The 17,869-nt window shown below is 47.2% G+C and carries 17 protein-coding genes, 1 other RNA gene and 2 other annotated features; of the genes, 16 read left to right on the top strand and 2 right to left on the bottom strand.

Features of this window, described 5'->3' with window-relative positions:
* The first annotated feature begins 2 nt into the window (after positions 1-2).
* The 5 genes from dtd (at position 3) to ssrS (ending at position 4,368) form a co-directional block, all read left to right on the top strand.
* Positions 3-464 carry a D-aminoacyl-tRNA deacylase gene (gene dtd, locus BLQ53_RS13040; protein ID WP_093727753.1) on the top strand — a complete coding sequence of 154 codons (462 nt, stop codon included), beginning with the start codon at positions 3-5 and terminating at the stop codon, positions 462-464.
* A 48-nt stretch (positions 465-512) separates the two neighbouring features.
* Positions 513-716, top strand: coding sequence for a hypothetical protein (locus BLQ53_RS18770; protein WP_139180879.1), 204 nt, complete (start codon positions 513-515; stop codon positions 714-716).
* A 46-nt stretch (positions 717-762) separates the two neighbouring features.
* Positions 763-981, top strand: a binding site (T-box leader).
* Between the two features lie 76 nt (positions 982-1,057).
* A complete protein-coding gene (gene hisS / locus BLQ53_RS13045) occupies positions 1,058-2,350 on the top strand; it encodes a histidine--tRNA ligase (RefSeq protein WP_093727754.1) in 1,293 nt (430 codons plus the stop codon).
* Positions 2,343-4,127 (top strand): aspartate--tRNA ligase, encoded by a 1,785-nt coding sequence (gene aspS / locus BLQ53_RS13050; RefSeq protein ID WP_093727755.1) that lies wholly within the window; start codon positions 2,343-2,345, stop codon positions 4,125-4,127. The genes hisS and aspS overlap by 8 nt, the downstream gene beginning before the upstream one ends.
* Before the next feature lie 62 nt (positions 4,128-4,189).
* A non-coding RNA gene (gene ssrS / locus BLQ53_RS13055) (6S RNA) lies at positions 4,190-4,368 on the top strand.
* A gap of 57 nt (positions 4,369-4,425) precedes the next feature.
* Here ssrS and BLQ53_RS13060 read toward each other — a convergent pair.
* Together BLQ53_RS13060 and BLQ53_RS13065 are read right to left on the bottom strand one after the other, a co-directional pair.
* Positions 4,426-5,166 carry an RsfA family transcriptional regulator gene (locus tag BLQ53_RS13060; protein WP_093727756.1) on the bottom strand — a complete coding sequence of 247 codons (741 nt, stop codon included), beginning with the start codon at positions 5,164-5,166 and terminating at the stop codon, positions 4,426-4,428.
* A gap of 105 nt (positions 5,167-5,271) precedes the next feature.
* Positions 5,272-6,540 carry a replication-associated recombination protein A gene (locus BLQ53_RS13065; protein ID WP_093727757.1) on the bottom strand — a complete coding sequence of 423 codons (1,269 nt, stop codon included), beginning with the start codon at positions 6,538-6,540 and terminating at the stop codon, positions 5,272-5,274.
* A gap of 158 nt (positions 6,541-6,698) precedes the next feature.
* Between BLQ53_RS13065 and cymR the strand changes: the two genes are divergently transcribed.
* The 11 genes from cymR to BLQ53_RS13120 all read left to right on the top strand — a co-directional run bounded on the left by cymR (position 6,699) and on the right by BLQ53_RS13120 (position 17,811).
* On the top strand, positions 6,699-7,118 hold the full coding sequence (cymR, locus tag BLQ53_RS13070; RefSeq protein ID WP_093727758.1) for a cysteine metabolism transcriptional regulator CymR: 420 nt from the start codon (positions 6,699-6,701) through the stop codon (positions 7,116-7,118).
* A gap of 14 nt (positions 7,119-7,132) precedes the next feature.
* Positions 7,133-8,281 carry a cysteine desulfurase family protein gene (locus BLQ53_RS13075; protein ID WP_093727759.1) on the top strand — a complete coding sequence of 383 codons (1,149 nt, stop codon included), beginning with the start codon at positions 7,133-7,135 and terminating at the stop codon, positions 8,279-8,281.
* Between the two features lie 5 nt (positions 8,282-8,286).
* A complete protein-coding gene (gene mnmA / locus BLQ53_RS13080) occupies positions 8,287-9,399 on the top strand; it encodes a tRNA 2-thiouridine(34) synthase MnmA (protein WP_093727760.1) in 1,113 nt (370 codons plus the stop codon).
* Positions 9,400-9,453: 54 nt separating this feature from the next.
* Complete coding sequence (locus BLQ53_RS13085) at positions 9,454-10,128, top strand: tetratricopeptide repeat protein (RefSeq protein ID WP_093727761.1); 675 nt, start codon at positions 9,454-9,456, stop codon at positions 10,126-10,128.
* Positions 10,129-10,141: 13 nt separating this feature from the next.
* Positions 10,142-12,481: an SF1B family DNA helicase RecD2 gene (gene recD2 / locus BLQ53_RS13090; protein WP_093727762.1), complete on the top strand. Its 2,340-nt coding sequence runs from the start codon at positions 10,142-10,144 to the stop codon at positions 12,479-12,481.
* Positions 12,482-12,540: 59 nt separating this feature from the next.
* Complete coding sequence (locus BLQ53_RS13095) at positions 12,541-12,741, top strand: hypothetical protein (protein WP_093727763.1); 201 nt, start codon at positions 12,541-12,543, stop codon at positions 12,739-12,741.
* Positions 12,707-13,807, top strand: a complete 1,101-nt coding sequence (locus tag BLQ53_RS13100) for an AI-2E family transporter (RefSeq protein ID WP_170829694.1) — start codon at positions 12,707-12,709, stop codon at positions 13,805-13,807. Before BLQ53_RS13095 ends, BLQ53_RS13100 begins: the two co-directional genes overlap by 35 nt.
* Before the next feature lie 42 nt (positions 13,808-13,849).
* Positions 13,850-14,061 (top strand) — a binding site (T-box leader).
* Positions 14,062-14,115: 54 nt separating this feature from the next.
* Positions 14,116-16,752, top strand: coding sequence for an alanine--tRNA ligase (gene alaS / locus BLQ53_RS13105; RefSeq protein ID WP_093727765.1), 2,637 nt, complete (start codon positions 14,116-14,118; stop codon positions 16,750-16,752).
* Positions 16,753-16,820: 68 nt separating this feature from the next.
* Positions 16,821-17,084 (top strand): IreB family regulatory phosphoprotein, encoded by a 264-nt coding sequence (locus tag BLQ53_RS13110; protein WP_139180880.1) that lies wholly within the window; start codon positions 16,821-16,823, stop codon positions 17,082-17,084.
* Positions 17,081-17,509, top strand: coding sequence for a Holliday junction resolvase RuvX (gene ruvX, locus BLQ53_RS13115; RefSeq protein WP_093727766.1), 429 nt, complete (start codon positions 17,081-17,083; stop codon positions 17,507-17,509). Before BLQ53_RS13110 ends, ruvX begins: the two co-directional genes overlap by 4 nt.
* A gap of 14 nt (positions 17,510-17,523) precedes the next feature.
* Positions 17,524-17,811, top strand: coding sequence for a DUF1292 domain-containing protein (locus BLQ53_RS13120; RefSeq protein WP_093727767.1), 288 nt, complete (start codon positions 17,524-17,526; stop codon positions 17,809-17,811).
* Positions 17,812-17,869 lie beyond the last annotated feature (58 nt).

The following is a 17,869-nucleotide window of genomic DNA, read 5'->3' on the forward strand; positions in this document are numbered from 1 at the left end:
AGATGAAAGTAATAGCACAGCTTGCCAAAGAAGCTTCTGTCACTGTCCGTGAAGAGGTTATCGGGAGCATCGGCAAAGGATTCATGCTGTTGGTCGGTATCACACACGAAGATACAGATGCAGATCTGGACTACATCGTGAATAAGCTGATTCATCTTCGCGTGTTCGAGGATGCAGACGGGAAAATGAATGAATCTCTTTTGCAAATCGGAGGGGAGATCCTATCCATTTCGCAGTTCACTTTGTATGCTGACACGCGTAAGGGGCGCCGGCCTAGTTTCACTGGTGCAGCAAAACCTGAGGTGGCCAAAAAGCTCTATGAAAGATTCAACCAAAAACTTATCGAAGCCGGCATCCATGTAGAGACCGGGGAATTCGGCGCACATATGGATGTGCAGCTTATCAATGAAGGTCCGATTACCATCATTCTGGACAGCTCGGATCGACCGAACAAGGAAGCGTGATGCTTGCTTGTTCTTTTGTTTAGAAAACGTGCGGATTGTGAATACTAGTTGAGAAAAAATACGAAAAAAGGTGTGATGGGCATGCGCGGCAGTGACGCACAGCAGCATGTATTCGCTACATCTCGGCTGGATGCTATCCGGCTCAGAGGTGAACCTGCTTCACTTGTGGAAGATTCGTTTATTCCGGACATAGGTATATCACCAGAAGGCACGGAGCGAAAAAAATTACAAGAACGACTAAAACAATCTTGACAATCTTTCTTACAAACAGGTACTATTATTACAATCTAAAGAAACCGGAAATCCATCGAGGGAAAGAGTAAGTCGAAATCACTGTGGACAGAGACCAGGCGCCTTAGGCTGTAAGCGCCCAGCACAGCTTCGAACTGAAAGACATTCCTTAGGAGCACTGTCGAACAACACAGTAGACAGTGACGTAGCAGGCGTTAACTGACCAAGGTGGGATACAGCTGTATCCAACTAGGGTGGCAACGCGGGAAAGACTCCCGTCCCTTGTGTAGGAAGGGACGGGGGTTTTTTGTCGTTATTTTTAGGAATCCGGGGATTGGGTCAATAGTCGAGGAGGTTATGAAATGGAGATGAAAGCGCCAAGAGGTACGCAGGATATTTTGCCTGGTACATCTGAAAAGTGGCAGTACGCTGAACAAGTGCTTACGGATCTGGCAAGCAGATTCAACTACAAAGAAATCAGGGTGCCGATTTTTGAACATACGGAGTTGTTCCTTCGCGGTGTAGGGGAAACAACGGATATCGTACAGAAGGAAATGTATACATTCAAGGATAAAGGTGACCGCAGCCTGACGCTCAGACCGGAAGGAACGGCTTCGGTCGTCCGCGCATACGTGCAGAATAAGCTGTATGGTCTTCCGGAGCAGCCGACGAAGCTATTCTATTATGGACCGATGTTCCGCTATGAGCGACCGCAGCAAGGCCGGATGCGTCAGTTTGTTCAATTCGGTGTCGAAGCTTTGGGAAGTGAAGACCCTGCCATCGATGCAGAAGTGATCAGCCTGGCAATGAGCGGCTATCAGCAGCTTGGCTTGAAGTCTTTGAAACTGATCATCAACACGCTTGGCGATAAAGAAAGCCGTGATGCACACCGGACAGCTTTGATCGAGCACTTCACTCCTGTCAAAGATGAACTATGCAGCGACTGTCAGAATCGCCTGGAAAAGAACCCATTGCGTATTCTTGATTGTAAAAAAGACCGGGAACACCCGAAAGTGAAAAGTGCACCATCCATTCATGATTATCTTAACGAAGAGTCCAAAGCGTATTTTGACGCTGTCAAAGAAAATCTGGATGCAATCGGAATTGCGTATGAAGTGGATCCGAACCTGGTAAGGGGCTTGGATTATTACAATCACACGGCATTCGAAATCATGAGTAATGCAGAAGGCTTCGGAGCACTGACAACACTTACTGGCGGTGGCCGTTACAACGGTCTGGTCGAAGAAGTGGGCGGTCCATCCACTCCGGGTATCGGCTATGCACTAAGTATTGAACGTCTATTGTTTGCTTTGGAAGCTGAAGGCATCGAACTGCCAGTGAAAACAGGTACGGATGTTTATGTCGTTGCACTTGGAGAAGGAGCTGTCCAAAAAGAAGCTGCCAAGCTGACGTATCAGCTGCGCTTGGCTGGGCTGATTGCCGATAAGGATTATCTTGGAAAGAAAATGAAGGGCCAATTCAAAGCTGCCGATCGCCAGCAAGCGAAATTCGTCGTGGTACTTGGTGAAGATGAGCTGGAAAAAGGCGTCATCTCCTTGCGCAATATGCAAAATGGACAGCAGACCGAAGTGGCAATCACGGAAGCTGTCGAGGCAATCAAAGAACAGTTGGATGGAGGAAAAGCGGATGAGTGAAAGACAAAAGGCGGGTCTGCTGCGAACGAGCCATGCAGGCGAGACAGTGACAATCAAAGGATGGGTACAGAAGCGACGTGATTTAGGCGGATTGATCTTTGCTGATATCCGTGATCGTTCCGGTATCGTACAAGTCGTTTTCAATCCCGATGTTTCAAAAGAAGCATTGGCAATTGCCGAACAAATCCGTTCCGAATTCGTTGTCAGTGTGACAGGTCAAGTTGTGGAAAGGGAAGAAGCAACCAAGAATCCGAACATGGCGACTGGTGATATTGAAATAACTGCCCAAGAGATTATCATCTTGAACAAGGCGAAAAGTCCGGCTTTCCAAATCGAAGATGATGTGGATGCATCCGAGGATGTCCGCTTGAAGTACCGTTATCTTGATTTGCGCAGAAAGCCTCTGCAGGAAACATTCCGCCTTCGTCACCAGGCGACACAGGCAATCCGCAATTTCCTCAATGAAGAGGAATTTTACGAGATGGAAACGCCGATGCTGACGAAAAGCACGCCGGAAGGAGCGCGTGACTATCTAGTTCCGAGCCGTGTGCATCCAGGGGAGTTCTATGCGCTTCCGCAGTCACCACAGCTCTTCAAACAGCTGCTGATGATTTCAGGATTCGAGAAATATTATCAGATTGCCCGCTGTTTCCGTGATGAGGATTTGCGCGCTGACCGGCAGCCAGAATTCACTCAAATCGATATCGAGACGTCGTTCATGTCCACAGAGGATATCATCGGCATGACAGAGCGCATGATGAAGCGTGTCATGAAAGAAGTGAAAGACGTAGACGTTCAAGTGCCATTCCCACGCCTGCCTTATGCAGAGGCAATGGAACGATTCGGCTCCGATAAGCCGGATACACGTTTCGGTCTGGAACTTGTCGATGTGAGGGAAGCAGTTAAATCTGCTGAATTCAAAGTGTTCCAGGATGCCATCCAAAGTGGCGGCCGTGTGAGTGCAATCAACGTCAAAGGCCAGGCGGCAAACTTCTCTCGCAAGGATATCGATGCCTTGACTGAATTTGTCAAAATTTATGGTGCAAAAGGTCTTGCTTGGGTCAAAGTTGAGGAAGATGGTTCTTTGAAAGGACCAATCGCCAAATTCCTTGATGAGTCCATCCAAGGTCAGTTGAAAGACGTGCTTTCCGCAGATGCTGGTGACTTGCTTGTATTTGTTGCTGATAAGACGAAAGTGGTATTTGATAGCTTGGGGGCATTGAGAAGCAAGCTCGGCCGTGACCTTGGCCTTATCGATGAATCTCTGTTCAACTTCCTTTGGGTGACAGAGTGGCCATTATTCGAATATGACGAAGAAGAGGGACGCTATTACGCTGCCCACCATCCATTCACGATGCCGGCAGCAGCGGATATCGATAAACTTGAAACAGATCCTGCATCTGTCAAAGCAGAAGCCTATGATATCGTCCTGAATGGTTATGAACTTGGCGGCGGTTCGCAGCGTATTTACCAGATGGATCTGCAAAACAGGATGTTCGAAGTTCTAGGTTTCACTAAGGAAGAAGCGCAGGAGCAATTCGGCTTCCTCTTGGATGCATTGGAATCCGGAGCACCTCCGCATGGCGGAATCGCACTGGGTTACGATCGTTTCATCATGCTTCTATCCGGCAGCACAAATCTTCGGGACACTATCCTGTTCCCGAAAACAGCGTCCGCGACCGATCCACTGACAGATGCGCCAGATCCAGTGAGTAAGAAGCAGCTTGACGAGCTTTATTTGGATATCCAGAAAAAAACAGCAAACCAAGAAGCATAATAGACAGACTTTCCAGTTGAAAACTCAATCTATCCATGCTAATATAGTTCCATAATCAAATAGCAATCCTGATGTGTACGTTCTTCATATGTTTTGACCGAACGCGATGAAGTACGGGAGCCCGAACGTCTTTACGCAGCATGCAAGCCTCCATGGAGTGGACGCATAAAGCGTGAATCAGGGCACCCACCTGCCGAGAGCGGGTTCAAAACTTCAATAGGACGGCATGATCGGGATTGCTATTTTTACGTCAACAACAACAAAGCAGCACACACCCCAAAAGGGTATGTGCTGCTTTTTATTTGGCGACTTGTTCCAAGTTGCCGTTTTTGTCCATTCGGAATGCAGGGGATGCAAAGCCATCTTTATCGTCAAAAATAACCATCTTCCGTGCCCGGTCCATGATTTGGATGAGCACTTGATAATCTTCTTTCATTGTCTGCAGCTGATTTTTCAAGCTCTCGCATTCATCCTGGAGCTGCTCATTTTCTTGACGAAGATTATGGCTCTCGGCTTCCAGGTGATGAATGGTTTGCCGGCTTGTTTCACTAGTTTGATAACCTTGTTCCAATGCTTGCAAGTAGTTGATTACTTGAGATAGGTTCAGTTCATCTGCTTGCTTGCTTGTGTCTGTTTCTGTTTTGGTATGTTCACCAACAATGAAGGTTTCCTGTGCGATTTCTGCTTCGAATCGAGCGGTTTCTTCATCCATAGTAATTGGAAAAGCCTGTTGTCTTTCTGTGACGTTCCTTACTGGTGCAGAAAGCTGTACTTGTGCAGCAACCGGTTTTTGAGCTCTTTGTTCTGCCCGCTTTTTCTCTTTGCGCTGGCGTTTGGCAATCGCGACAGCTTGTTCGTAACGGCTGCGGATTTCAGCATTCCAACGGAAGCCGCAAGCTGCTGATGTGCGGTTCAATTTGTCACCGACTTCATCAAAAGCTTTCAGCTGTGTACTACCTTCCCGTATATGCCGGAGAACGGTCTCAGCCAGCAATAAGTCATCTTCATGACTCCATGCGTCTTGTCTTACTTTAACCATTTGGACTAACACTCCATTTCTTATCTGTTAATCTACAAACATAGAAAGTGATAAAAACTGTTAGCCCCATTGTTGCCGTGGAATGTTGCGTCTATACATGTAAACTTATTTTCTTTTCGTTACTCGTTCATAGACTTGTTTGAGTGCTTGTTCAAATTTGCCAGTGTCGACCGGTTCATAATACTGTCTGTTCTTCAATAAGTCGGGCAAGTATTGCTGTTTCACCCACCCGCCCGGATAATCGTGTGGGTATTGATAGCCGACACCTCGGCCCAGATGCTTTGCACCTTGATAATGGGCATCCTTCAAATGGGCGGGTACTTCACCGACCTTGCCGGAACGAATATCCGACAGTGCAGCATTGATTCCTTTATATGCGCTGTTCGATTTCGGCGATAAGCACAGCTCGACGATGGCATTGGCCAAAGGGATGCGTGCTTCCGGGAAACCGACTCGTTCAGCAGCTTCCACAGCAGCCAATGTCCGCGGCCCAGCTTGCGGGTTAGCTAGTCCGATATCTTCATAGGCGCAGACGATCATCCGGCGGCCGATGCTGTCAAGGTCACCGGCTTCGATCAGACGTGCCAGGTAATGAAGCGCTGCATTTACGTCGCTGCCGCGTATCGACTTCTGGAATGCACTGAGCACATCATAATGGGCATCTCCATCCTTATCGTGGGAAAAGCTCTTTTTCTGCATGCAAGCTTCCGCTACTTTCAAATCAATTTTGACGATATCTTCCTGTGCAGGGGTAGAGTAAGCGGCAAGTTCCAAACCGTTCAACGCCGCCCGCAAATCTCCGCCTGATGCACTAGCGAAATGATCCAATGCCTCTTTCACGATGTCAAGCTGCATGCTGCCCAACCCTTGCTCGGGATCGTGCACAGCACGCTGCAGTGCTTCTTTTACATCCGATGGTTCCAGACTGTGAAGTTCGAACAAATGACATCTGCTCCGGATTGCCGGATTTATAGAATGATAGGGATTGCTTGTCGTACAGCCGATCAAGGTAATCAAATTACTCTCGACATGAGGCAGGAGGAAGTCCTGTTTTGCTTTGTCGAGGCGGTGGACTTCATCCAATATAAGGACAAGCTGGCCGCTCATCTTCGCTTCTTCCACAGCAATCTCCATATCTTTTTTCTTATCCACCACTGCATTCAAAAGCTTATACCGAATCTGGACGCTGGAGGCAAGTGCTGTGGCCATCGACGTTTTGCCTGTTCCCGGCGGTCCATAAAGGATCATCGAGCTCAATCTGTCTGCCTCCACCATCCGGCGAATCATTTTTCCTTCTCCGACGAGATGTTTTTGGCCGATGATCTGGCTGATATCCTTCGGCCGCATACGGTATGCTAATGGTTGTCTGGCCATAATAATTCCTCCATCCTGTTTCTGCTTGTCTTAGCGTATCCAGCCATCAGGGAAAATGCAAGCCACTTGCTATCCATGATATAATATTTTCTGTTATAATAATCGTTATTGTTTTGGAAACCGAATATTACAGAGGCAGTTATGAGGAGTTTTAAGAGATGAAGATATCGACTAAAGGACGATATGGATTGACTATCATGATCGCATTAGGAAAGCATTATGGAGAAGGACCAGTCTCTTTGAAGACCATTGCGACAGAAAATAAATTGTCCGAGCATTATTTGGAGCAGCTCGCTGCGCCGCTAAGGAATGCTTGTCTGGTTAAGAGTATCCGAGGTGCTAAAGGCGGCTATATGCTCGCTTCCCCGCCAGCAGAGATCACGGCTGGCGATATCATCCGCACACTCGAAGGCCCGATTACACCTGTCGAAGGGATCGAAGAGGAGGAGCCGGCTAAGCAGCAGCTTTGGCTGCGTATCCGTGATGCGGTGAGGGACGTATTGGATACGACTACCTTAGAGGATCTTTGCCGTCATGGAGATGACCAGAGCCAAGATCCGTATATGTTCTATATTTAATGGAGGCAAGCAAAATGAAACCAATCTATCTTGATCACGCGGCAACGTCACCGATGCATCCGGACGTCATCCAAGCGATGATCCCGGTGATGGAGAGCACATTCGGCAACCCTTCCAGTGTCCATGCATTCGGAAGGGAAGCACGCCACATCGTGGATGTAGCACGTGAGAAGGTTGCAGCAAGCATTGGTGCAAATGATAAACAGATCATTTACACAAGCGGAGGCACCGAGGCGGATAATATGGCGCTCATCGGTGTGGCGAACGCCCGCAGTGAACAAGGCAAGCATATTATTACGACTGCAATTGAGCATCATGCTACACTACATGCAGCCAACTATCTGGAAAGCCAAGGCTTTGAGGTTACGTACTTGCCTGTAGATGAGTCAGGAGCGATCAAGCTGGCCGACCTGCAGGCAGCACTTCGTCCGGACACGGTACTTGTATCCGTGATGATGATCAATAATGAAACAGGAATCATGCAGCCGATTCAAGCGATTGGCGATCTGTTGCAAACCCATCCTGCTTATTTCCATACAGATGCTGTTCAAGCCTATGGGACAGAGGAAATCGATGTTGATACACTAGGTGTAGATCTTTTAAGTGTATCTGCCCATAAAATCAACGGACCAAAAGGGATTGGTGCTTTGTATGTGAGGGATGGTGTCCCCATCAAACCGATCACCTTCGGCGGTGAGCAGGAGCGCAAACGCCGAGCAGGCACAGAGAATGTTGCTTCCATTGTGGGCTTTGGCAAAGCAGCAGAGTTGGCAATGCAAAAAAGAACGGAACGTAAAGCAGCGTATCAGCTGCTTCAAGATACGTTCATTTCTGAATTGAAGCTTTCAGGAATTGACTTTTTCATTAATGGAGAGTCAGGTCAGCGTTCCGCTGGGATAGTCAATATCAGTTTTCCGGGGACGAATGTAGAATCTCTGCTGATGAACTTCGATTTATCCGGTGTTACTGTATCCAGCGGCAGTGCGTGTACAGCGGGCTCCGTCGATCCGTCGCATGTACTGAAAACGATGTACGGTGAAGATGACCGTGTTACAAACAGTATCCGTTTCAGTTTCGGATATGGCAACACAGCTGAATCCGTCGCAGAGGCTGCCCAGACAGTCGCTGCTATTATAAAACGTCTAACAAAAGGAAAGGAGTGACAGAAATGAAAGAAAACAAAGATATTCGTGTCGTCGTCGGTATGAGCGGCGGTGTCGATTCTTCCGTGGCCGCGCTGCTGCTGAAACAGCAAGGGTACGACGTGGTCGGCATCTTCATGAAAAACTGGGATGATACGGACGAAAATGGCTTCTGTACCGCTACAGAAGATTTCGAAGATGTTAAAAAAGTTGCCAACCAAATCGGTATTCCATATTACGGGGTGAACTTCGAAAAGCAGTATTGGGATAAAGTATTCACGTACTTCTTGGACGAATACAAAGCTGGACGCACGCCGAACCCGGATGTCATGTGCAACAAAGAAATCAAATTCAAAGCGTTCATGGACCATGCCATGTCTCTTGGAGCCGACTATTTGGCAACGGGGCATTATGCACAAGTCGAAGAGCGTGACGGCAAAACGATCATGCTGCGCGGTCTGGATGAAAACAAGGATCAAACCTATTTCCTTAACCAGCTGACAGAATCAACGCTTTCTAAAGTTATGTTCCCGCTAGGCGGAATGGACAAGAAAGAAGTACGCCGTATAGCGGCAGAAAACAATCTTGCTACGGCAACGAAAAAGGATTCCACTGGTATTTGCTTCATCGGGGAACGCAACTTCAAGAGCTTCCTAAGCGAGTACCTGCCAGCACAGCCTGGCGTCATGTCCACTTTGGACGGCGTAGTAAAAGGAAAACATGACGGACTTATGTATTATACAATCGGACAGCGACAAGGTCTTGGCATTGGCGGAGAAGGCGAACCATGGTTCGTTGTCGGGAAAAACTTGAAAGAGAACATCCTATATGTCGAACAAGGCTTCGATCATGATAGTTTGTACTCCGATGCGCTGATCGCAACGGATATGAGTTGGGTTTCCGAAAAAGAACTGACTGAACCGATTACGGTAACTGCTAAATTCCGTTACCGTCAAAAAGACAGCAAAGTAACGGTGACACCAATCGGTGATAACAAAGTACGTGTCGATTTCCATGAACCGCAGCGTGCGATAACACCAGGACAAGCTGTCGTCTTCTATGACGATGATGTATGTCTTGGCGGCGGTACAATCGATGATATCATCAAGAACGAACAACAGCTTGAATACGTCGGTTAAAACAGAAACCCTTGTCTTATGGCAAGGGTTTCCCTTACATAGAGGAGTGGAAAGATGGATCATATTAAATCAGGAATAGAAGCATTGCAGAAACAGGATCTTGAGGAAGCTGCCAAGCATTTTAATATAGCTATCGAAGAAAATCCAAACGATCCAGTTGGATATGTCAATTTCGGCAATCTGCTGATGCGGATGAATGAATTGGAAAAAGCAGAGCGCTTCTTCCAGCGTGCCATCGCGCTTGATGAGAAAGCTGCGACAGCTTATTACGGTCTCGGAAGTATGTATTACACGGGAGAGATGTATGAGAAATCCATTCAGCAGCTGATGGAAGCAGTTAAACTTGGTTTGGATGAAGGAGACGTCCACTACCTGCTAGGTATGTCGTTACAGCAGACTGGACAAGAAAAGCTTGCACTTCCTTATTTGCAGCGTGCTGCGGAGCTTGAGGACCGCGATGCAGCTATCGTTTTCCAATATGGTTTGGCATTAGCGAACGCAGGAGAAGTCGATACAGCGCAGCAGGTGCTGCTTGACCTTCTGGAATGGAGTCCGAAGCATAGTGATGCTCTTTATAATATAGGCGTCGCTTACCTGTACCAGCAGCAGTTTGAAAAAGCGCTCGTCTATATGGATAAAGCGCTTGAAGCACAGCCTGATCATGAAATGGCCATGCACGGAAAGGCGCAAATTGAACTAATCATGGAGCAAATCGAGAACGAAGAGTAAGGAGCACAGGCGTATGGAATATGGGGAGACTGCCGAAAGCCCAAAAGGCTTTGTGAAAGGTGAATTATTGCATACGATTTTCCGGAAAGAAGAAGAACAGTTTTCCATCGTCCGTATCAAGGTATTGGAAACCAATGAGACGATCGAGGAAAAAGATATCGTCATCAAAGGGTATATCGGGGAACTGGACCAAGGCGAACCTTATCTGTTTTATGGTTCGATGGTCAATCATAAACGATTCGGTGAACAGTATGAAGTAACGGAATACAAGCGGTACGTACCAGAAACGAAGGATGGGCTCATTCAGTATCTTTCCAGTGATCTGTTCTATGGTATCGGAAAACGGATTGCGGAAAGAATTGTAGCGAAGCTGGGCGAGAATGCGATAGCGGATGTGCTATCGAATGCAGAATTGCTGGATGGTATTCAAGGATTAAACGATGAGAAGAAAGAACGGTTCCTTCACGACCTCCGTACGCATCAGGGCTTCGATCACGTGATGGTGCATCTGTCGAAGTACGGTATCGGGCTGAAGCTTGCACAGAAAATCTATAAAGTGTACCGGGATGAAGCAATCCAAGTATTGGAGAAGGATCCGTACCAATATGTATTTGATATTGAAGGGTTTGGTTTCCATCGTGCTGATGAAGCTGCCCGCCAGAATAACCTAGCCATGGATCACGACAGCAGGCTGCAGGCAGCATGCTTGATGGTGCTGCAAGACAGCATGCAAGCAGGTCATGTCTATTTGCCGAACGAAGAAGTGCTGAAACAAGCATCTGTGCTTTTGCGCAGTACTCAATTCGGTATAAGTGCAGAACAGATCGAAGAACAGCTAGGTGTGCTGCATGCACAGAAAAAAGTTGTCAAACAAGAGGATCGTGTCTATCATCCGATGCTTTACTTCGCTGAAACAGGATTCTGCAGTCACTTGCAGCGTTTGAACGAACAAGGAACCGAAACGGAAATCGTCCAAGCAGAACTGCTCAAGATCATCGGGAAGCTCGAGGAAGCGGAGACGATCAGCTACGGAAAAGAACAATTCGAGGCAATCGAGCAAGCATTGCAATCGAAGGTGATGATCCTTACCGGAGGACCGGGAACCGGTAAAACGACGGTCATCAAAGGTTTCATCAAAGCGTACGCCGAAATACATGAGCTATCCCTCGACCCGAAGGATTATAAAGATAAGGATGAAAGCTATCCTTTCGTCTTGACGGCACCAACCGGAAGAGCCGCCAAGCGAATGAATGAATCAACAGGCATCCCTGCCAGCACCATCCATCGGCTATTGGGATGGGATGGAACCGAATCCTTCGAGCGTGACGAGGATAATCCGCTTGCTGGTAAACTGCTTATCGTTGATGAATTTTCCATGGTCGATATTTGGCTGGCAAACCGATTATTCAAAGCCATTCCGGATGATATGCAAGTGCTGCTTGTTGGAGATGAGGATCAATTGCCATCGGTCGGTCCCGGACAAGTGTTATCCGATTTGCTTCGTTCCGAAACCGTTCCGCAAGTGATGCTGAAAGATGTTTATCGCCAAAAGGAAGGGTCGAAAATCATCACAATTGCTCATGCCATCAAAAATGGGACGTTGTCACAGCATGAACTGGAAAAGGACAAAGATTTCAATTTCATCCCTTGCCGGGAGCATCAAGTAGTCGAGGTCATCACCCAGATAGTAGGCCGCGCTGTTGAAAAAGGCTGGGATCTGCGCGATGTGCAGCTGCTTGCGCCAATGTATCGCTCGCAGGCTGGTATCCACGAGTTGAACAGGCAGCTGCAGCAGCTCGTCAATCCAAAGGATAAGCAAAAGCGGGAAATGGCAGCAAAAGATGTCATCTTCCGCAAAGGAGATAAAGTCATCCAGCTTGTCAATGACCCAGAAGAAGGTGTCTTCAATGGCGACATCGGTGAGGTGGTTGCTTTGTTCCGGGAAGAAGAGAATGTCGAACAAAAGGAGCAGCTTGTCGTTGCTTTCGATGAAAAAGAAGTCGTCTATGAAAGCAAGGATTTGTCGAATTTGATGCATGCATACTGCATCTCGATCCATAAATCCCAAGGAAGTGAATTTCCGATCGTCATCCTGCCCGTCGTGCCAGGCTACCGCCGGATGCTCCGTAAGAATCTGCTGTATACCGGTATAACGAGGGCACAGCGTTCCTTGATTCTTGTCGGGGAAAAACAAGCGTTTCTGCAAGGCATCCAAACAGAGGATACGAACCAGCGCTACACTTCCCTAGTGGAGCATCTTGGTTTCCATGAAGAAGAAGGAGATGACATCGATCGGATGCTTCGGGAGGCCCGAGCCGAAGAGGAGGAGATTTCCCCTTACGATTTCATGTAGTATATACGAGGAAATAATTGGACATTCTAACATGTAAAAAGGATTTGGAGTGATCCGACATGTTGAAATGTCCGAATTGCAGCAGCAAAGATATCGGAAAGATCGGACCGGAGCAGTATTATTGCTGGGGTTGTTTTATCGAATTGTCTTATAAAGATGAGATGCTTTCCCTGCACCAAGTAGAAGAAGATGGCTCATTGAGTTCCCTTGATGATCTGTTCACGGATGAAGAGCGGAAATGCGACGGCGCATCATTTTAGGGAAATGAAAGAGGCATCCCGTCTTTACCGTGTCCTCTTATGGATGGTGACGATTGTTGTCGCCTTGCTGCTCTGTTTCCTGCTGATCAAGCTATACCCATTTTACCGTTCGTTCCTGCTATTTCTAGGCGGTTTGTTCCTGCCCTTCATCATCGCGGCTTTGATTGCCTATTTGCTTCATCCGGTGATTGATTTTCTTGCTGAGTGGCGTCTGCCGAGGTGGCTGTCGATCTTGATTATATATACGCTATTCTTTGGTCTGTCCGGCTTCTTGGTGTATAAAGGATTCCCGGTGCTGATCAATCAGGTGAAAGAATTCAGCCATAATCTGCCGGCACTGATGGAGCGTTATGATCATTATGTTGAATTCATGTATGAGCGGACCGCATTCCTTCCGGAGACTGTCCATGATCAAATGGATGCAGTACTGCATGGATTGGAACATCGAGCAGAAGCATTTTTAAAGAATTTACTCCGAACATGGAACAAGCTTCCGCAGGTGGTCATCTTTTTGGTGGTTACACCTGTAATTGTTTTTTACATGCTGAAAGATACCGACAAAATCGGCCATGCAGGTCTCATGCTCCTTCCGCGCCGTTACCGTGCCAAGGTGAAAAGCTTGGTGCTGCGAATCGATAATAATCTTGGTTACTACATCCGAGGGGTGCTGCTTGTCAGCTGTATCGTCAGCCTTTTGACTTGGACTGCATTCACAATGATTAAGCTGCCGTATTCCTTGATACTTGCTTTATTGGTTGGGGCAACTAACATCATCCCTTATTTCGGACCGATCATCGGTGTGATCCCGGCCATATTAGTAGGGCTTACAATCAGTCCGAAAACAGCCTTGATTGCTGGCATCACGGTTTTTATCATCCAATTGATCGAGGGAAACCTGCTTTCTCCCTTCATCGTCGGCAAAAGCATTCATATCCATCCGCTGCTGATTATTTTCGCCTTGCTCGTAGGCGGTGAACTTGGGGGTATTATTGGTATGATCGTTGCTGTCCCGCTCCTGACAATCTTGAAAGCCTGCGTGGATACAGCAAAGGAGACGGATGTTTGACAAAATCCGCTTTTTTCTCTATACTAACGCTTAGATTTATAGCGAAAAGCGATGAAGGTACAAGTACATGACGTCCTTTTATCAAGAGAGGGGATTCCTTGGCTGAAAGAATCTCCATAAAAGTGTGATGGAAAGCTATACCGGAGCTCTGAGTTAATCCTTATCGGCTGCGCACCGTTATCTGCGCTTAAAGGTGATAGGCCGTTTTTGGCTTATAATCAGGGTGGTACCGCGATCATACTCTCGTCCCTGCAAATGGCAGGCACGGGAGTTTTTTGTGTGTTTACATAATAAAGGAGGCTTTTTTTATGGAAAAATTAACGTCTGCTGAAGTTAGACAGAAGTTCCTCGATTTTTTCAAGGAGAAAGGACATAGCGTCGAGCCAAGTGCTTCATTGGTCCCGGTCGATGATCCTTCCTTGCTATGGATCAACAGCGGGGTTGCAACACTGAAGAAATATTTTGATGGACGGGTCGTGCCGGAGAACCCGCGCATCGTGAATGCACAGAAGAGCATCAGGACAAATGATATTGAGAATGTCGGCTTCACTGCACGCCATCATACATTTTTTGAAATGCTCGGGAACTTCTCGATCGGGGACTATTTCAAAAAAGAAGCAATCCTATGGGCATGGGAGTTCCTGACTGATAAGAAATGGATTGGATTTGATCCGGAACGTCTATCTGTGACGGTTCATCCAGAAGACGAGGAAGCGTATCAGATGTGGCGTGATCTAGTCGGTTTGCCAGAGGAGCGGATCATCCGTACAGAAGAAAACTTCTGGGATATCGGCGAAGGTCCAAGTGGTCCAAACTCTGAGATTTTCTATGATCGCGGAGAGGAATACGGCAATGATCCATCTGATCCGGAGCTTTATCCGGGCGGTGAGAACGAACGCTACTTGGAAATTTGGAACCTTGTATTCAGTCAGTTCAACCATAATCCAGATCACACATACACACCACTTCCGAAACAGAACATCGATACCGGGATGGGTCTGGAACGTATGGTATGTGTCATCCAGGATACAAAAACGAACTTCGAAACAGATCTTTTCATGCCGATCATCGAAAAGACGGCTACGTTTGCGAAAAAAGCGTATGGGGAGACTGCAGCAGATGATACGGCATTCAAAGTTATTGCCGATCATATCCGAACTGTTTCCTTCGCTATCAGTGATGGGGCGCTTCCATCCAACGAAGGGCGCGGCTATGTCCTTCGTCGCTTGATCCGCCGGGCTGTGCGCTATGCGAAGAATATCGGCATCGAAGAAGCCTTCATGAAGGAACTCGTTCCTGTCGTTGGTGACATCATGGATGCTTTTTACCCGCAAATCCTTGAAAAACGTGAGTTCATCGAGACAGTCATTCAGACAGAGGAAGAGCGTTTCCACGAAACACTTGCCGATGGTCTGACAATCCTTAATCGAATCGTAGCAGAAGAAAAGGAAAAGGGCAGCAATGTCTTCCCAGGTACAGAAGTATTCCGTTTGTATGACACGTATGGCTTCCCGAAAGAGCTGACAGAGGAATATATCAGTGAAGAAGGCTTCACGATCGATGAAGCAGGTTTCGAGGAAGAAATGCAACAGCAGCGGGAACGTGCCCGTGAAGCTCGCCAAAAAGTGAACAGTATGCACGTACAGGACAGTGTCCTGCAGGAAGTGGAAGCAGAAAGTACCTTTATCGGCTATGACCGTACAGAAACAGATACAACTATCCTTGCGATCGTAAAAGAAAAGCAGCTTGCTGATGTAGCCGTTGAGGGAGATGAAATCTTCTTCATCCTGGAAGAAACGCCATTTTATGCAGAAAGCGGCGGACAAGTAGCAGACGAAGGCTGGGTGACAACGGACACAGCAACCGTATTCGTTCAAGCAGTCAAAAAAGCACCAAAAGGTCAAAATCTGCATCAAGCAGTTGTGAAACAAGGACAAATTCAAGTAAAAGAAAACGTCCATGCGAAAGTCGATACAAGCAGACGTCAGCATATTGTCAAAAATCATACAGCCACGCATCTGCTGCATCAGGCGCTGAAGGACGTATTGGGCACACATGTAAACCAGGCTGGATCATTAGTTGCTCCAGATCGTCTTCGATTTGACTTCTCTCATTTCAATGCCGTAACAAAAGAAGAATTGGAAAAGATAGAAGAAATCGTCAACGAAAAAGTCTGGGATGAGCTTGCTGTCAGCACGTCTTACCAAAGCTTGAATGATGCGAAGGAAATGGGCGCAATGGCGCTGTTCGGTGAAAAATACGGCGATGTCGTCCGTGTTGTCCAAATCGGTGATTACAGTTTGGAACTTTGCGGCGGGGTGCATGTCAAGAACACTTCCCAAATCGGTCTATTCAAGATTGTTTCCGAAAGCGGCATTGGTGCTGGTACGCGCCGTATCGAAGCAGTCACTTCCAAAGAAGCATACCGATTCACCCAGCAGCAGCAGCAGATTCTTTCTCAAGCTGCAGCAGAACTGAAATCAACAAACGAACAAGTACCTTCCAGAATCGAGGCAGTGTTTGCAGATTTGAAGGAAGTACAGCGGGAACGCGACAGCCTGCGCGGCAAACTGTCCCAGCTGGAAGCAGGTAATATCCTTGATAATGTAAAAGATGTGAAGGGTGTAAAAGTTCTGGCAGAGCAAGTGGATGTTGCAGACATGAACCAGCTTCGCGGTATGGTAGATGATTTGAAACAGAAGCTAGATAGCGGCGTTATCCTTCTGGCAGCAACAGCTGAAGGAAAGGTGCAGCTGGCAGCTGGAGTATCCAAGGACTTGATCGATCGCGGCCTGCATGCTGGTAACCTGATCAAAGAAACTGCGAAACGCTGCGGAGGTGGCGGAGGCGGACGCCCGGATATGGCGCAAGCTGGCGGTAAGAATCCTGAGCAGGTGCCACAAGCACTCGCTTACGCGGCAGTTTATGTCGAAGAACAGCTTTGATTTTCCAAATCCGACAGAAAAGTATATACTGTAAAAAAAGACTGGCAATTTAAGCGAGGTGGCTTCACTTGAGTTCGATGGATAAAACGATGAAATTCAACTTTAATGAAGAACCGATGGACGAGAATGTCCGGGAAGTACTAATGTCCGTATACGAAGCATTGCGGGAAAAAGGATACAATCCGATCAATCAGATTGTCGGCTATCTGCTGTCTGGGGATCCAGCTTATATTCCCCGGCACAAGGATGCCAGAAATCTGATCCGTCGGATGGAGCGGGATGAGATTGTGGAACAACTGGTAAAATTTTATTTGGAACAGAATAAATCATGACTGACATACTAAAGACGATTGGATTGGATGTCGGATCCAAAACGATCGGTGTGGCAATCAGTGATGGACTCGGCTGGACCGCCCAGGGTCTGACAACGATCCATTGGAACGAAACGGATTATGAGACAGCCAGGGATGAATTGCAGCAAATTATTCAGCAGCATGATGTCGGAAGAGCTGTCATTGGCATGCCGAAGAACATGAATGGTACAATCGGTCCGAGGGGGGAAGCATCACAGGCTTTCTCCCAATGGATCAAAGAAGAGTTTGATATTGAAACCGTGCTTTGGGACGAGCGTCTGACAACGATGGCAGCTGAACGTGTGCTGCTTGAAGCAGATCTCAGCCGGAAAAAACGCAAGAAAGTAATCGATAAGATGGCTGCAGTCATGATTCTGCAAGGCTATCTGGATTCGAAACAATAAGGAGTGTAGCCATTATGGCATTGGAAGAAAAAGAACGTATCGTTATACCGGATGAAAACGGGGAGGAGCATTTGTTCGAAGTTTTGTTCAACTTCGACGTCGATGAAACTGGACATTCCTATATCGCAGTTGTACCGGCTGAACAAGCGGATGCAGATGACGAAGTGGAAGTATTCGCTTTCCGTTATGAAGAACAAGGTGATGACAAGGATTTGACATTATTCCAGATCGAAACAGAGGAAGAATGGGAAATGGTTGAAGAAATGCTTAATACACTTACTGATGAGGAAGACGGCATCTAATCTTGGAATAGGCAGTCCTCTCTTTCCGATAAGGCAGAGAGGATTTTTTCTTGCAGCT

Source organism: Terribacillus halophilus, from assembly GCF_900101385.1.
Lineage (GTDB): Bacteria > Bacillota > Bacilli > Bacillales > Amphibacillaceae > Terribacillus > Terribacillus halophilus.

Bases quoted from the DNA above. Each gene is read 5' to 3' on its own strand.
- dtd (WP_093727753.1), top strand. From the start codon at position 3: ATGAAAGTAATAGCACAGCTTGCCAAAGAAGCTTCTGTCACTGTCCGT.
- hisS (WP_093727754.1), top strand. From the start codon at position 1,058: ATGGAGATGAAAGCGCCAAGAGGTACGCAGGATATTTTGCCTGGTACA.
- aspS (WP_093727755.1), top strand. From the start codon at position 2,343: ATGAGTGAAAGACAAAAGGCGGGTCTGCTGCGAACGAGCCATGCAGGC.
- BLQ53_RS13060 (WP_093727756.1), bottom strand. From the start codon at position 5,166: ATGGTTAAAGTAAGACAAGACGCATGGAGTCATGAAGATGACTTATTG.
- BLQ53_RS13065 (WP_093727757.1), bottom strand. From the start codon at position 6,540: ATGGCCAGACAACCATTAGCATACCGTATGCGGCCGAAGGATATCAGC.
- cymR (WP_093727758.1), top strand. From the start codon at position 6,699: ATGAAGATATCGACTAAAGGACGATATGGATTGACTATCATGATCGCA.
- BLQ53_RS13075 (WP_093727759.1), top strand. From the start codon at position 7,133: ATGAAACCAATCTATCTTGATCACGCGGCAACGTCACCGATGCATCCG.
- mnmA (WP_093727760.1), top strand. From the start codon at position 8,287: ATGAAAGAAAACAAAGATATTCGTGTCGTCGTCGGTATGAGCGGCGGT.
- BLQ53_RS13085 (WP_093727761.1), top strand. From the start codon at position 9,454: ATGGATCATATTAAATCAGGAATAGAAGCATTGCAGAAACAGGATCTT.
- recD2 (WP_093727762.1), top strand. From the start codon at position 10,142: ATGGAATATGGGGAGACTGCCGAAAGCCCAAAAGGCTTTGTGAAAGGT.
- BLQ53_RS13095 (WP_093727763.1), top strand. From the start codon at position 12,541: ATGTTGAAATGTCCGAATTGCAGCAGCAAAGATATCGGAAAGATCGGA.
- BLQ53_RS13100 (WP_170829694.1), top strand. From the start codon at position 12,707: ATGAAGAGCGGAAATGCGACGGCGCATCATTTTAGGGAAATGAAAGAG.
- alaS (WP_093727765.1), top strand. From the start codon at position 14,116: ATGGAAAAATTAACGTCTGCTGAAGTTAGACAGAAGTTCCTCGATTTT.
- ruvX (WP_093727766.1), top strand. From the start codon at position 17,081: ATGACTGACATACTAAAGACGATTGGATTGGATGTCGGATCCAAAACG.
- BLQ53_RS13120 (WP_093727767.1), top strand. From the start codon at position 17,524: ATGGCATTGGAAGAAAAAGAACGTATCGTTATACCGGATGAAAACGGG.